The organism is Synechococcus sp. M16.1, from assembly GCF_014279895.1.
Lineage (GTDB): Bacteria > Cyanobacteriota > Cyanobacteriia > PCC-6307 > Cyanobiaceae > Parasynechococcus.
Genome location: NZ_CP047954.1, coordinates 1,835,193 through 1,847,631 on the forward strand (window position 1 = coordinate 1,835,193; position 12,439 = coordinate 1,847,631).

19 protein-coding genes are annotated in these 12,439 nt (G+C 64.4%); 12 read left to right on the forward strand and 7 right to left on the reverse strand.

The genetic code is table 11. The features are described from left to right. The first annotated feature begins 34 nt into the window (after nucleotides 1-34). Nucleotides 35-610: a shikimate kinase gene (locus tag SynM161_RS10495; RefSeq protein WP_186541363.1), complete on the forward strand. Its 576-nt coding sequence runs from the start codon at nucleotides 35-37 to the stop codon at nucleotides 608-610. 3 nt (nucleotides 611-613) lie between these two features. Here the strand turns inward: SynM161_RS10495 and SynM161_RS10500 are convergent, their stop codons facing one another. Beyond that, nucleotides 614-877, reverse strand: a complete 264-nt coding sequence (locus SynM161_RS10500) for a chlororespiratory reduction protein 7 (protein WP_115009308.1) — start codon at nucleotides 875-877, stop codon at nucleotides 614-616. Between SynM161_RS10500 and SynM161_RS10505 the strand changes: the two genes are divergently transcribed. Next, entirely contained in the window at nucleotides 876-1,553 is a 678-nt protein-coding gene (locus tag SynM161_RS10505; RefSeq protein ID WP_186541365.1) for a DUF6816 family protein, read from the forward strand. The genes SynM161_RS10500 and SynM161_RS10505 overlap by 2 nt on opposite strands. Here the strand turns inward: SynM161_RS10505 and SynM161_RS10510 are convergent. Continuing rightward, nucleotides 1,519-2,244, reverse strand: coding sequence for a glutathione S-transferase family protein (locus tag SynM161_RS10510; protein WP_186542655.1), 726 nt, complete (start codon nucleotides 2,242-2,244; stop codon nucleotides 1,519-1,521). The genes SynM161_RS10505 and SynM161_RS10510 overlap by 35 nt on opposite strands. Nucleotides 2,245-2,303: 59 nt before the next feature. On the opposite strand from SynM161_RS10510, the gene SynM161_RS10515 reads away from it, so the two are divergent. The 5 genes from SynM161_RS10515 (at nucleotide 2,304) to SynM161_RS10535 (ending at nucleotide 6,576) form a co-directional block, all read left to right on the forward strand. Beyond that, nucleotides 2,304-2,510, forward strand: a complete 207-nt coding sequence (locus SynM161_RS10515; protein WP_186541367.1) for a DUF751 family protein — start codon at nucleotides 2,304-2,306, stop codon at nucleotides 2,508-2,510. Continuing rightward, the gene (gene rbfA, locus SynM161_RS10520; RefSeq protein ID WP_186541368.1) at nucleotides 2,510-2,932 is read left to right on the forward strand and encodes a 30S ribosome-binding factor RbfA; all 423 of its coding nucleotides are present in this window, start codon (nucleotides 2,510-2,512) and stop codon (nucleotides 2,930-2,932) included. The genes SynM161_RS10515 and rbfA overlap by 1 nt, the downstream gene beginning before the upstream one ends. Continuing rightward, nucleotides 2,913-4,514, forward strand: coding sequence for a glycoside hydrolase family 3 N-terminal domain-containing protein (locus tag SynM161_RS10525; protein ID WP_186541370.1), 1,602 nt, complete (start codon nucleotides 2,913-2,915; stop codon nucleotides 4,512-4,514). The genes rbfA and SynM161_RS10525 overlap by 20 nt, the downstream gene beginning before the upstream one ends. A gap of 65 nt (nucleotides 4,515-4,579) precedes the next feature. Continuing rightward, nucleotides 4,580-5,782, forward strand: a complete 1,203-nt coding sequence (locus SynM161_RS10530) for a glycosyltransferase (protein ID WP_186541372.1) — start codon at nucleotides 4,580-4,582, stop codon at nucleotides 5,780-5,782. Continuing rightward, on the forward strand, nucleotides 5,779-6,576 hold the full coding sequence (locus tag SynM161_RS10535) for a uroporphyrinogen-III synthase (RefSeq protein ID WP_186541374.1): 798 nt from the start codon (nucleotides 5,779-5,781) through the stop codon (nucleotides 6,574-6,576). Before SynM161_RS10530 ends, SynM161_RS10535 begins: the two co-directional genes overlap by 4 nt. Here the strand turns inward: SynM161_RS10535 and SynM161_RS10540 are convergent. Genes SynM161_RS10540 through zds form a run of 4 tightly spaced genes read right to left on the reverse strand, consistent with a single transcriptional unit; the run spans nucleotide 6,552 to nucleotide 8,937 of the window. Continuing rightward, nucleotides 6,552-6,863 (reverse strand): hypothetical protein, encoded by a 312-nt coding sequence (locus SynM161_RS10540; protein WP_186541376.1) that lies wholly within the window; start codon nucleotides 6,861-6,863, stop codon nucleotides 6,552-6,554. The genes SynM161_RS10535 and SynM161_RS10540 overlap by 25 nt on opposite strands. Nucleotides 6,864-6,867: 4 nt before the next feature. Beyond that, complete coding sequence (locus SynM161_RS10545; RefSeq protein ID WP_186541378.1) at nucleotides 6,868-7,059, reverse strand: hypothetical protein; 192 nt, start codon at nucleotides 7,057-7,059, stop codon at nucleotides 6,868-6,870. Then, the gene (locus SynM161_RS10550; RefSeq protein ID WP_115009301.1) at nucleotides 7,034-7,471 is read right to left on the reverse strand and encodes an SRPBCC family protein; all 438 of its coding nucleotides are present in this window, start codon (nucleotides 7,469-7,471) and stop codon (nucleotides 7,034-7,036) included. Before SynM161_RS10550 ends, SynM161_RS10545 begins: the two co-directional genes overlap by 26 nt. Further along, entirely contained in the window at nucleotides 7,471-8,937 is a 1,467-nt protein-coding gene (gene zds / locus SynM161_RS10555; protein ID WP_186541380.1) for a 9,9'-di-cis-zeta-carotene desaturase, read from the reverse strand. Before zds ends, SynM161_RS10550 begins: the two co-directional genes overlap by 1 nt. 70 nt (nucleotides 8,938-9,007) lie before the next feature. On the opposite strand from zds, the gene SynM161_RS10560 reads away from it, so the two are divergent. The 5 genes from SynM161_RS10560 to SynM161_RS10580 are packed head-to-tail and all read left to right on the forward strand — an operon-like array spanning nucleotide 9,008 to nucleotide 11,536. Next, the gene (locus tag SynM161_RS10560) at nucleotides 9,008-9,400 is read left to right on the forward strand and encodes an iron-sulfur cluster assembly accessory protein (protein WP_186541381.1); all 393 of its coding nucleotides are present in this window, start codon (nucleotides 9,008-9,010) and stop codon (nucleotides 9,398-9,400) included. Nucleotides 9,401-9,449: 49 nt separating this feature from the next. After that, nucleotides 9,450-9,869, forward strand: coding sequence for a hypothetical protein (locus SynM161_RS10565; protein ID WP_115080526.1), 420 nt, complete (start codon nucleotides 9,450-9,452; stop codon nucleotides 9,867-9,869). Between the two features lie 46 nt (nucleotides 9,870-9,915). Further along, nucleotides 9,916-10,083: a hypothetical protein gene (locus SynM161_RS10570; protein WP_170950923.1), complete on the forward strand. Its 168-nt coding sequence runs from the start codon at nucleotides 9,916-9,918 to the stop codon at nucleotides 10,081-10,083. 14 nt (nucleotides 10,084-10,097) lie between these two features. After that, nucleotides 10,098-11,267 (forward strand): lipid-A-disaccharide synthase-related protein, encoded by a 1,170-nt coding sequence (locus tag SynM161_RS10575; protein ID WP_186542656.1) that lies wholly within the window; start codon nucleotides 10,098-10,100, stop codon nucleotides 11,265-11,267. Next, nucleotides 11,264-11,536, forward strand: a complete 273-nt coding sequence (locus SynM161_RS10580) for a hypothetical protein (RefSeq protein ID WP_115160820.1) — start codon at nucleotides 11,264-11,266, stop codon at nucleotides 11,534-11,536. Before SynM161_RS10575 ends, SynM161_RS10580 begins: the two co-directional genes overlap by 4 nt. Here the strand turns inward: SynM161_RS10580 and SynM161_RS10585 are convergent. Next, nucleotides 11,484-12,413: a TIGR01777 family oxidoreductase gene (locus SynM161_RS10585; RefSeq protein WP_186541382.1), complete on the reverse strand. Its 930-nt coding sequence runs from the start codon at nucleotides 12,411-12,413 to the stop codon at nucleotides 11,484-11,486. The genes SynM161_RS10580 and SynM161_RS10585 overlap by 53 nt on opposite strands. Between the last annotated feature and the right edge of the window lie 26 nt (nucleotides 12,414-12,439).

A 12,439-nucleotide genomic window follows, 5' to 3' on the forward strand; every position in this document is an offset into this window, starting at 1 on the left:
AGGCATCCTAATGAGCTATTGCCGTTTCCGAGTCATGGCGGATTCCACCCCCACCCTCAAGCAGCGTCTTGCCGGGCGCAGCCTCTATCTGGTGGGAATGATGGGCAGCGGCAAGACGAGCACGGGCCGCCCCCTGGCCGAACGCCTGGGCTACGGCTTTGTGGATGCCGATGCCGTGATCGAAAAGGCGGCGGGCTGCAGCATCCCGGACATCTTCGATCGGGATGGCGAAGCGGGCTTCCGCAGCCTGGAAAGCCAGGTGCTCAGTGCGATCAGTCAGCGCCACTCGCTGGTGGTGGCCACCGGAGGCGGTGTGGTGACCCAGCCGGAGAACTGGGGATTGCTCCACAGCGGCATCGTGATCTGGCTCGATGTGGTGCCCGATCAGTTGCTGCAGCGGCTGAACGCCGACAGCACTGTGCGCCCGTTGCTGCAAACCGCCGATCCGGAGGCGGCTCTAAACGCGCTGTTGAACGAGCGTCGTCCCCTCTATGCCGAGGCCGATCTGACGGTGGTGATCAACGACGAAACCCCAGAGGCCGTGGCCGACGGAATCCTGCAACTGGTGCCAAGCCTGCTGAAGGATCCGACCCAACGCCGAACCGACTGAATCTCAAGCGGTGGGCGGCTCCAACCGCACCGCAAACCACTGCAAGGTCACCCCGGGGCTGATCTCCAGATCACAGGCCGTATCGATCAACCGCTGCGCCGCTGCATCGACATCCGGTTGATCTGCCAGATCGGCCGGCAACTGATCGAGGCTGCGCAACCAACCGCTCAGCCATGTCAACGTGTCGGCAGCGCTGAGCAGCTGCTCCGGCTTGCCGGGCTCCAGCACCACATAGTCATCAAGGGCACGGATCAGGGGATCAGACATGGAACGGCGGTTGTGGATGCTGCTGATCAGCCTCACCATCCTGCTCAGTGGCGGCCCCGCCTGGGCCCAGACAGGTCTTGAGCAGCGGTTGAACAGTTGGCCCGACTGGAGCCTGCCGGCACCGTTGCCGCGGCCCTCAAATCCGGACGACCTGATTTACCCCGACTGGTTTGCCGGGCTTTGGCAGGTGGAGAGCATTGATCTCGATGCCCCAGACGATCCACCGCTGCTGCATCAAGCACGGTTTCAAGCCGACCGGCGCGGTCGACTTGTCGGCGATCGCAGCTTCAACGCCACAGCCATCGGTCGTGCCCTGCTTGGCGAGCAACTGCTGAAGGTGGAAGAAGACCCCGACTCCGCCAACCGCCAGATTGCCCGACTCAAGGGAGATCTCTATCTCGAGACCACGGTGACGGGCCGCCGCCAGGAGAGCCCGAGCACCGACACCTTCCTGGCCGATGAATTGGTGCTGCAGATCCTGCATGCGCCCGGACCGCCGCGGCTGAGCCGGATCGAAACCCTGAGCCGCTACAACCGCTGCGGCAAGGACATCTGCGCCGAGCAATGGCAAGGGCGCTACGCCTCGCCGGGCGAGAGCCTGCGGGATCAGGCCATCGCCCAGCACCACTACCGATTGCGCTTCACACCTCTTCCAGGGTCCGCTCCATCAATTTGAGTTCGATCTGGTCGCGCCACTGAAACAGGGGCTGCAGTTTGGGGTGATCGCTCAGCCCAGGCACGCCCTTGCCGGCCAGGGCCGAACCCGCAGAAGAGGGGAAGCGAAGCAGCGACAACTGAGCGGCAACGGCAATATCGGCCAGGGTCATGCTGTCGCCCACCAACCAAGGGCTGGTCTGCACGGATGTGGCCAACTGCTCCAGGCTGGCCAGCAGCTCGGTGCGCTCCTTCTGGTTGACCAGTTCAGTGATATTGCTGACCCAACCGCCAGGGATCACGCCCATCACCGAACGCACGGGGTCGGGCAGATCGTCGGGCAGCAGAGCAACCCGAAGCTCGGGGTCCAGTGCCGCGGCCTGCACCAAAGAGGAGCGACCTGCCATGGCCAGGGTGGTATCGGCCCAATCCTCCAGCAGATGCACCTGGGCAGCCTGGCGCGGATCGGTGGGAATCAGGGCAGGATCCGGCTCCCGCTGATCCAGATGCAGCGCAATGGCGCTGGAGTCGGCAATGACCTGATCCCCATCCACCAGCACGGGCACCTGCCGTTGGCCGGACAGCCGGAACACAGCCACCTGGCCGACACCGGGGGTCACCTCCACGGTGCGGAAACTCAGCCCCTTGGCCTGCAACACCATCCGCACCTTGAGACAAAACGCGGAATGGCGGAATTGATGCAGCTCCAACATGTCCAAAACAGCCATGGGCCCGGCAGAGTAGCCAGCAGATTTGCAAGCACGCCAGAACCATGCGGGAGTTTTTCCTCAACGTCTCCCGTTACCCCCGTTACTTGATCGCCTTCACCCTCGGGGTGATGAACTCCGTCGCCGAACCCCTGGCCGCACGCCGGAGCAATCCCGTCACGGCCGTGGCCTTGATCGGTGCCTTGATCAGCGGTGGAATCAGCCTCACCTTGGTGCTGCGTGCCATGGTGAATTCAGCACCGATAGCGTGATGGCACAGGGGCGTCGAGTGGAGCGGGTGGCCGCCCTGATCCGTAAAGAAATCAGCGAACTGATGATCAACGGCATCCGTGATGAACGGGTGCACCAAGGCATGGTGAGCATCACCGAAGTGGAGGTGTCCGGCGATCTGCAGCACTGCAAGATCTTCGTGAGCGTGTTTGGGGAAGCTCAGGAACGCGACCAGGTGCTCGAGGGGCTCCAGGCCGCCAGCGGCTTCCTGCGGGGAGAACTTGGGCGGCGGCTGCAGATGCGACGCGCCCCCGAAGTGGTGTTCCAGCTGGATCGGGGTCTGGAACGCGGCACCTCCGTTCTGGGACTGCTGAATCGCCTCGAAGACGAGCGGCAGCAGCGGGGCGAGATTCCACCCGGGAGTGATCAACAGCCAGGCAGTGATGAACAGCCGGCCCGCTAACAGCCTGCGGCGCCGCGTAGCGGAACTGCTGGTGGTGCGAGCCAGTGGTCATCTGAGCGACCAACAGCGTCACTACCCGCAGTGGGAGCTTCCAAACAGCGAACTGCAGCGCCTGCTGCGGGACGGTGTTGGTGGCGTGATCCTGCTAGGGGGCAGCGCTGTTGAGCTGCAACAACGCACCCAGCAACTGCAGGGCTGGAGTGAGCAGCGGTTGCTGGTCTGCGCGGACGTTGAAGAGGGCGTTGGCCAGCGCTTCGAAGGGGCCAGCTGGCTGGTGCCGCCCCTGGCCCTCGGGCGACTCCACCAGCGGGAGCCCGAGCTGGCCCTGGATTTGAGTGAGCGCTATGGCCGCTGCACCGGCGAACAGGCCCGCCGCTGTGGCCTGAACTGGGTGTTGGGGCCGGTGTGCGACGTCAACAACAACCCCGCCAACCCTGTGATCAATGTGCGGGCTTGGGGCGAAGATCCCAACACTGCCAGTGCCCTGGCGGTGGCGTTCCAGCGGGGGCTCAAGCAAGCGGGGGTGCTCGGATGCGCCAAGCACTTTCCCGGCCATGGCGACACCAGCAGCGACTCCCATCTGGACCTGCCGGTGATGCCCCACAGCCGCGAACGGCTGGAGCAGATCGAACTTCCGCCCTTTCAGGCCGCCATTGCCGCCGGCGTGGAGAGCGTGATGACGGCCCATCTGGTGCTGCCGGAATTGGATCCGCAGCAGCCCGCCACCCTCTCCAAAGCCGTGCTCACCGATTTGCTGCGGCGCCAGATGAGGTTCAACGGGCTGGTGGTAACCGATGCCCTTGTGATGGAAGCGATCAGCGCACGGCACGGCGCCGCCGAAGCAGCTGTGCTGGCCTTTGAAGCCGGGGCCGACCTGATCCTGATGCCGGCGGATGCGGATGCCGCCATCGATGGTCTCTGCGACGGTTTCAGCAGTGGAAGGCTGTGCCTCGAGCGGTTGGACGAGAGCCTGCAGCGCCGGGCCCACGCCCTGGCATCAATCCCCACCAGCACAGCTACAGGTCCGATCGTCAGCGCAGACGAGCAAGCCCTTGAGGCTGAGCTGGTGCGCCACAGCATCACGGTCGGCGAGGCAAAGGTTCTCCCACAAGCAGGAATCAACCTGGTGCGGGTGGATGCCATGGTGCCCAGCGCAGCCGCCCTCAGCGGCTGGTCCCCGGCCCTGCGCACTCCTGAAGCACAAGGATTTCGCTCAATCGTGCTTCATGGCGAAGGGCTATCGCCCTGGAGCGGCCAAGCGGACGCTCCCCTGGCGATGGACCGCCTCGGCGATGGAGCGGTGCTGCTGCAGCTGTTCCTGCGAGGCAACCCCTTCCGCGCCGGACGGGATGCCCAAGAACCCTGGGCCGCAGCGATCCAGCAACTGATCGCCCTCAACCGGCTGGTCGGAGTCGTGGTCTACGGCAGCCCTTACCTCTGGGACAGCCTGAAGCCCCTTCTGCCGAACAGTTGCCCTGCCGCCTATTCCGCCGGCCAAATGCAGGAAGCCCAACGCCAGGTGCTCACCAAACTGTTCCCCAGCGCGACGCCGACCGGCAACAGCGGTGCGTTCACCGACTGACCACCACCAACCAACCGCACTGGCCAACCGCACTTAACCTCGCGCCAACCCCAAGCCGGCCGGCCATGCTCAGCCTCTCGATGATCGTGCGCGATGAAGAGGCGCGTCTCGGGGAGTGCCTGCGCTCCGTGCAGGGCTTCGCAGACGAGATGGTGGTGGTGGACACCGGCTCCACCGATGCGACGGTGGCCATCGCCGAAGCGGCCGGAGCCCGGGTTGAGCAGATTCCCTGGCCGGGTGACTTCGCCCCAGCCCGCAACCAGGCCCTGGAGTTTCTCAAGGGCGACTGGGTGCTGGTGCTGGACGCCGATGAACAACTGCGCCCCGAGGCCATCCCAGCCCTGAAGGCGTTGATGGCCCAGCCCGATGTGCTGGTGATCAACCTGCTGCGCTACGAGGTGGGGGCTGCCATGGCTCCCTATTCCAGCGTCAGTCGTCTGTTCCGCCGCCACCCCTCGATCCGGTGGAGCCGGCCCTACCACTCGAAGATCGACGACAGCGTTCGCACCCTGCTGGACGTCGAACCCCAATGGCGCATCGCCGATTGCAGTGAGCCGGCAATCCTCCATGACGGCTACCGACCGGAACTGCTGGCGGGCAGCGACAAGGCCGATCGGCTGCGGCAGGCCATGGAAGCTGATCTGCAGGAGCGTCCCGGTGATCCCTACGCCAGCGCCAAGCTCGGGGGGCTGTTGATCAGTGAGGGCAAGAACGAAGACGCCATTCCCTTGCTGGAAAACGGCCTGAAGCAGTGCGGTTCAGCCGGTGCCGAACGATATGAACTGCTGCTGCACCTGGGATTGGCCCTGACCCCCAGTGATCCCGACAAGGCGGTGAACTGCTACCGACAAGCCCTGGAGATTCCCCTAGGCACTCGGGTGAGTCTTGGAGCCCGCCTCAACCTGGCGGCTCGACTGATGGACCAGGGCAACCTGGAGGAAGCGATCAGCCTCACCCAAACCGCCGCCCAGCGGGCACCGGAAGTGGCCCTCGCCTGGTACAACCTGGGGCTGATGCAACGGAGGCGCGGCGACCTCGCCGCGGCCCTGGAGGCGTACGGGCGCGCCCTCAGCCTGGATCCCAACAACGCTGAGTGTCATCAAAACAATGCCGTGGCCCAGTTGTTGGGCGGCAACATCGACGCCGCTCGCGGCAGCTTCATCCGCGCCATCAACCTGCTTCAGGCTCAGGGAAACGCTGACGCTGCTAAGCAGCTGCGCGAAAGGGTGGAGGGGGTGGTGAAACTGGACGGGGAGGCTGTCGCTTGAGCCAGCCCTTGCAAAGCCGAACGGTGGTCGTCACCCGCGCGGCCGACCAGCAGGGAGCCGCGCGCCAGCTGCTGGAGCAGCGGGGGGCGACGGTGCTGGATCTCCCTGCCCTTGTGATCGGACCACCCGACCACTGGGGTCCTCTGGATGACGCCCTCGAGGACTTGGAGAGCTTTCACTGGCTGGTGTTCTCCAGTTCCAATGGCGTGCAGGCCGTGGAACAGCGGCTGCAACGCCTTGGCCGTTGCCTGGCCAGACGCCCCGCCAGTCTCAAGATTGCCGCGGTGGGCCGCAAAACGGCGCAGGTGCTGGACGACCTTGGGGCGGCCGCTGATTTCGTGCCTCCAAGCTTCGTGGCCGACAGCATGATCGATCACTTCCCGGTGTCGGGCTGGGGTCTCAAGATGCTCCTTCCACGGGTGCAGAGCGGTGGTCGCACTCTGCTGGCGGACGCCTTCGGTGAAGCCGGGGTGCGGGTGGTGGAAGTGGCGGCCTATGAGTCCGGCTGCCCCGCCACGATGCCGGAGCCAACAGCGACCGCCCTGGAGGAAGGTGACGTTGATGCCATCGCCTTCAGCAGCGGCAAGACAGCGGAGCACACCGCGCAGCTGCTGGAACAGCGCTTCGGCCCAGGCTGGGCTGAACGGTTGGAGGGGGTGAAGCTGGTTTCAATCGGCCCTCAGACCAGCCGCAGCTGCCGCCAATGCTTCGGCCGGGTGGATGCTGAGGCCGACCCCCACGATCTCGAAGGGTTAGCCGAAGCCTGCGCTCAGGCGATGCAGAAGGGATCCTGAGGCTCATCGTTCAGCGCGAAGCGAATGCAACCGCCCGCCACATCGATGCTGAGCACCGACCATCCAGTCGGCAGCAACAGCGGAGCATCAGCGCCGCAGCGGCCATCTGCGCCCACACAGATCACACCACTGCCGTTAGGGGTGGTCACGATGGCTCGTTTCTGATCTCCCACCAACAAAACGCCAGTCAGGGCAAGGCCAGTCGTGGGGTCCTGAGCATCCGCAGCCTCCACACCAACAAGAGGAGCCAAGGGATCCGCCCGGCCGCCGGGGGCAGCCTGCTGCACCTCCTCAGCCGAAGGCAGAGGGGTCAGGCCTATCGGTGGGGGCCTGAACCGCTGAGGTTTCCGGAAGCGGCTCAGGTTTCACTGGAACCGATGGCAGCGCCGTGGCCGTTGGCGTTTCGCCACCACAGCCCCCCACGACCACCAACACGGCAACGGGGGCAAGGCAATGCTTAGCCGCCTGCTTCCACCAGGTCACGGAAACGGTCAAGATTCGCCTGAAGCTCCTTGGTCACGATGCCCCCCAGGATGCTGGGTTCCATGAGCGGTGCCAAGACCCGCGGCAATTCGTAGGTCACGCTCAACTTGACCACAGTGCGGTCGTCGGCTTCGGGATAAAAGCGAACGGCACCCTTGGTGGGCAGACCACCCACTGATTCCCAGTGCAGTTGCTGGGCTTCAACCCGCTGAGTGATCCGGGCCTTCCAGCTGAAGCGAAAGCCCTGTGCCGCCAAAGTCCAATCGGTGAGATCAGGGTCGTCGAGTGGTTTGACCGACTCAATCCAGCGCATCCAACGGGGCATCGCTTCGAGGTCACTCCAGACCTCCCAGACCTTGGCGGCAGGGGCCTGCACCTCGGAGGTGACCGTGTGTTCGAGCCAGCGTCCCATCAGGCCACCGCCGCGTTGGTGGCCAGCTTCACCGGCTGGTCGAGGATGGCCGCCGCCGCCAGATGACCGCTCATCGTGGCCCCCTCCATCGAATCGATGTAGTCCTGGCGGGTGTAGCTGCCGGCCAGGAAGAAATTACGGATCGGCGTGCGCTGCTCCGGGCGGTAGGGCTCCATGCCAGGGGCTTCGCGGTACAACGACTGCGCCAGTTTCACAACGTTGCTCCAGGTGAGCTTGAGATTGCGGGCCGAGGGGAACAGCTCGCGCACTTGACGGTCGGTGTGGGCCACGATCTCATCCACCGACTTGGGAATCCAGGGATCACCAGGGGTGAGCACGCATTGGAGCAGAGAGCCCTCTCCCTCCTTGCGGTAATCCTCCGGACTGGCCAGGGCCAGATCGGCAAAACAGCTGAAATCGGCATCAGCCGTGTACAGCAGGTTGTTGAGACCCGTGGGTGTCGCCACATCCCGGCGCTGGGCTTCCTGGGCATCTCCCAGCTCTGTCACCCAGCCGTCGTAGCGGAGCTGAACGGTGGCCACGGGTACGGCCTCCAGCTGATGAATCGCCTTGAACTGGGGGTACCGGTTCCAGGCTTCGGGCAGCAGCTTCTGAATCCCGGGCACGTCACAGGCGGCCAGGTAGGCGTCAGCCTCAACACGAATGTCTCCTTCGGGCGTTCCCAGCTGCAGGCCAGTGATCTCAGGGGATTCACCCTCGCTGTAGTCCACCTGCTTCACCCGATGACGCAGATGCAACTTGCCTCCACGCTGCTGGATGTAGTCGAGGATCGGACCCGTGAGCCAGCGATGGGGTGATCCCTTCAGCAGATTGAGCTTGGAGGCTTCCGTCTTGGCCGCAAACATCATGAAGATGGTGAGCATGCAGCGGGCGGAGATGGCCTCGCAGTCGATGAAGCCCAGGGCATAGGCAATGGGATTCCACATCCGCCGGATGCTTTCGGGGCTGCCGCCATGGCCCACAAACCAGTCCTGGAAACTGACGGAGTCGAGGGCTCGGATGGTGCGCATCGCCCCCTCGTAATCCACCAGACCCCGCACGATCGGACTCGTGCCCAGGGCCAGGGCATTGCGCAGCTTGTCGATCCAGCTGAGCTGCGGTGTGGTGAAGAAGGCCTTGAGGCCATTGAAGGGTGCGCCGATGGGGAAGCGGAAATCCAGCTCCCGCAGGTCGCCCCCCTTGTTCACGAACAGGTGTGTGTGCTGCTTCGGCAGAAGGTTCTCGAACGCTCCCACCTTGCGCATCAGAGCGAAGAGGTTGGCGTAATTGAAGAAGAAAACGTGCAACCCCATCTCGATGTGGTTACCGCCCTCATCCACCCAGCTGCCCACCTTGCCGCCCATGAAGGGACGGGCTTCGTAGAGATTCACCTCATGGCCCGCATCCACGAGGTCCACTGCAGCGGAGAGGCCGGCGAGGCCGGAACCAACGATCGCGACCCGCACATGATCTGGTCAACTAAGGCGACTCTATGTATGAGCGTTCATAGAGTGAGAGCGCGAGCCTGCGTTGACCATGACTTCCACCCCCGATACCGCGCCGGCCCATACCGCCAAAGACGGCAAGGGCATCCTGATCACCGAACCGGCGATGCAGCAGCTGGCCAAGCTGTGTGGCGAACAGGGTGAGAACCAGGTGCTGCGCGTCGGGGTGAGGTCCGGGGGCTGCAGCGGCATGAGCTACACGATGGATTTCGTGCCCGCCTCAGACACCCTCGACGACGACGAGACCTACGAATACATGGCGGCTGATGGTCACAGCTTCCGGGTGATCTGTGATCCCAAAAGCCTGCTCTACATCTACGGAATGCAGCTGGACTTCAGCACGGCTCTGATCGGTGGTGGCTTCAACTTCACCAACCCCAACGCCAGCCAGACCTGTGGCTGCGGCAGTTCCTTCGCCGTGTGAGCGAAGCCACGTGGGAATCTGAGGGGAGATCACTGCCCTCTCCCTATTGATGGAGACTTCCCAGGACAGCCTGTTTGAGCAGGCCATGGCCCGATATCAGGCTGGCGCCGCGGCCGAAGAGGTTCTCCCTGATTTCGCCCGCATCGTTGAAGCCGCTCCTCGCCAATCGGCGGGCTGGACCTGTCTGGCCTGGCTGCAGCTGCTTTGCGACCAACCAGAGGAAGCGCTGCGGTCGGCACGTTTCGCGGTGAGACTCAACGGCCAGGACCCCCAGGCCAGGATCAACCTGAGCCTGGCGTTGCTGGAAACCCAATCCAAGGGCGTGCGTGACCACATCCAGGTGGTCCAGCAGGTGATGACCCTGGCCCCAGAGGTGTCCGGCGAACTCAAGGCCTCGATCGCCGATGGGCTTGAGCGCAAACCCGGCTGGAAGGCCCTCGAAAAAGTGAAAGCCTGGCTTGAGCTCTGACCCTAACGGACGCGCTGCCTGACAGCCACTGCCTGACAAACCCTGCATGACAGCCACCTGGACCATCACCCGTCTGCCGTCCCAGGTTCGCGTGCGGCCTCCAGCGGATCGTTCGGCTCAATTGCGGCAGGAACGCCTGGCCAGCGAAGCGCGGCGGTTGCAACTGGCCAGGCGCGCCAACGGCATACCGGATCCGAGCACCTGGATGTGGTGATGGGCAGCCCGGCGATGGCACGCATCCTGCTGCTGAGCAATGGCCACGGTGAAGACCTCTCCGGCGCCCTGCTGGCCCAGGAGCTTCAGCGGCAGGGCCACAACGTGCAGGCGCTTCCGCTGGTGGGCCTTGGCAGCGCCTACCAAAAAGCCGGCGTGCCGCTGCTGGGACGCAGCCATGAATTCAGCACCGGCGGCATCGGCTACACCAGCCTTCGCGGCCGCCTCACCGAGATCGCCCAAGGGCAAGTGCTGTATTTGCTCCGACGCCTAGTGCGTCTAATGCGGTACCGCCGTCGCTTTGATCTGATCCTGGTGGTGGGAGACGTGATCCCTGTGATCGCGGCATGGCTCAGCCAACGGCCTGTGGCGACCTACCTGGTGGCCTACTCCAGCCACTACGAAGGGACGCTGCGGCTCCCCTGGCCCTGCGCAAACCTGCTGAAAAGCCGCCGCTTCAAAGCGGTGTACAGCCGCGATCAGCGCACCGCCGAAGACCTCAGCAGACAACTGCAACGGCCGGTGACCTTCCTGGGCAATCCGTTCATGGATTCGGTGCTCACAGCGGACACCCCGCCGCCCAGCAGCACGCCACGCATCGGTCTGCTGCCCGGCAGCCGCCGACCGGAACTGGAACAGAACCTGCAGCTGTTGCTGCGGCTGATCGAGCTGCTGCCCAGCACAGTTCGCTGCAACGTCGATCTGGCCTTGGTGCCCAGCCTCGATGACGACAGCTTGCGGCGGATGAGCGAACGATGCGGTTGGCATCTGAACAACAGCGTGCTGCAGCGTGAGGAAGCCCGGGGGATCAACGTTCGCCGCGGGGCCTTCCGAGCCGTGCTGCAGCACAGTGATCTGGTGATCGGAATGGCAGGCACGGCCATCGAGCAGGCCGTTGGCCTGGCCAAACCGGTGCTGCAGCTGCCGGGCCAGGGGCCTCAATTCACAGCGGCATTCGCAGAAGCCCAACGGCGCCTACTGGGCCCCACGGTGTTCTGTGCAGACGGAGAGAGTGGCAGCCATGAGGCTTTGGAGGGAACAGCGGAGCTGGCCATGGCTCTGCTTGAACGTGCGCGACGGGATCCTGACTTGCAACAGCAATGCCAAGAGGAGGCCAAATGGCGCCTCGGGGAAGCTGGTGGAGGCCCGAGAATGGCGGCAGCCATTTGCTCACTTCTTGCATGAGTGCGCCGCCTGAACCGGCCTGGAAACGCTGGCTCGACCGCCTGCTGATGGTGAACGTGCTGCTGGTGTTTATCGGCGCAGGGGTCTTCGCCGTTGCCGTGGTGCAACAGGGCCAAGGCCATGACTGGCTGATGGACCAGGTTCAGCTGCTGTGGCAACCCCTGTTCGCCCCAGCCATCAGCCTGCTGATCATGGCCGCGCTGGTGAGCGGCATCTTCAGCTGGTGGCAGCGGCGAGTGCTGAAGCCAGATCGGGGTAGCGGAAGCTGAAGTTCAGAGCGTCAAGCCGCTCCGAGGCAACCTGCTGACCCTCCAACACCACCTTGGCGCCATCCCCGAGGAGCACTTGAAGCACTGGAGCGGGCACCGGCAACAAACTCGGACGGCCCAGGCTACGCCCCAGCTGCTTGCAGAAGGCCGTCATCGAGACGGGCTCGGGAGCCACGGCATTGATCACGCCACTCCAGCTCGCGTCCGTGAGGGATTGAAGGATCAGGGCGCAGAGGTCAGTGCGGTGGATCCAGCTCATCCACTGCCGGCCACTACCGATAGGACCGCCAAACCCTGTGCGGAACACCGGAAGCATTTTTCCGAGTGCACCGCCGTCGGCCGCTAGCACAATGCCGATCCGCAGGGTGACCTGCCGTACAGCGGAAGGCACCGCCTCAGCCGCCGCTTCCCAGCGCTCACACAAGCTCGCAAGGAAGTCGTCGCCAGGGGTGCTCGATTCAAGAAAACGCTGGTCCAGGCTGGAGCCATAGAAGCCGATGGCTGAGGCATTCACCAGCACCTTCGGTGGCGTTGCACAGGCCTCGATCGCCTTCACCAACTGAGAGGTCGTTTCCAGACGGCTGGTTTCAATCAGCTGCCGGTGGGTCGGGGTCCAACGCTTCTCGGCAATCGGTTCCCCCGCCAGGTTGACCACTGCATCGGCCTGATTCAGGGCGTCCAGCAGGCCGGCGTCGGTCCAGGTGTTGCTGCTGGCGGGGTCGAACTGCATCCAGATCAGTCGCCCATCCGCCCGTTCAGCGTCGTAACCGCGGGCCAACCGGCGGCTCACCACTGTGAGCTGGTGCCCGGCCTCAAGCAGGAGCGGCAGGAGCTCACGGCCAACAAAACCTGTGCAGCCAAACAGCAGCAGACGCATGAACGCGGGGGTGGTGCGGCTGGGAG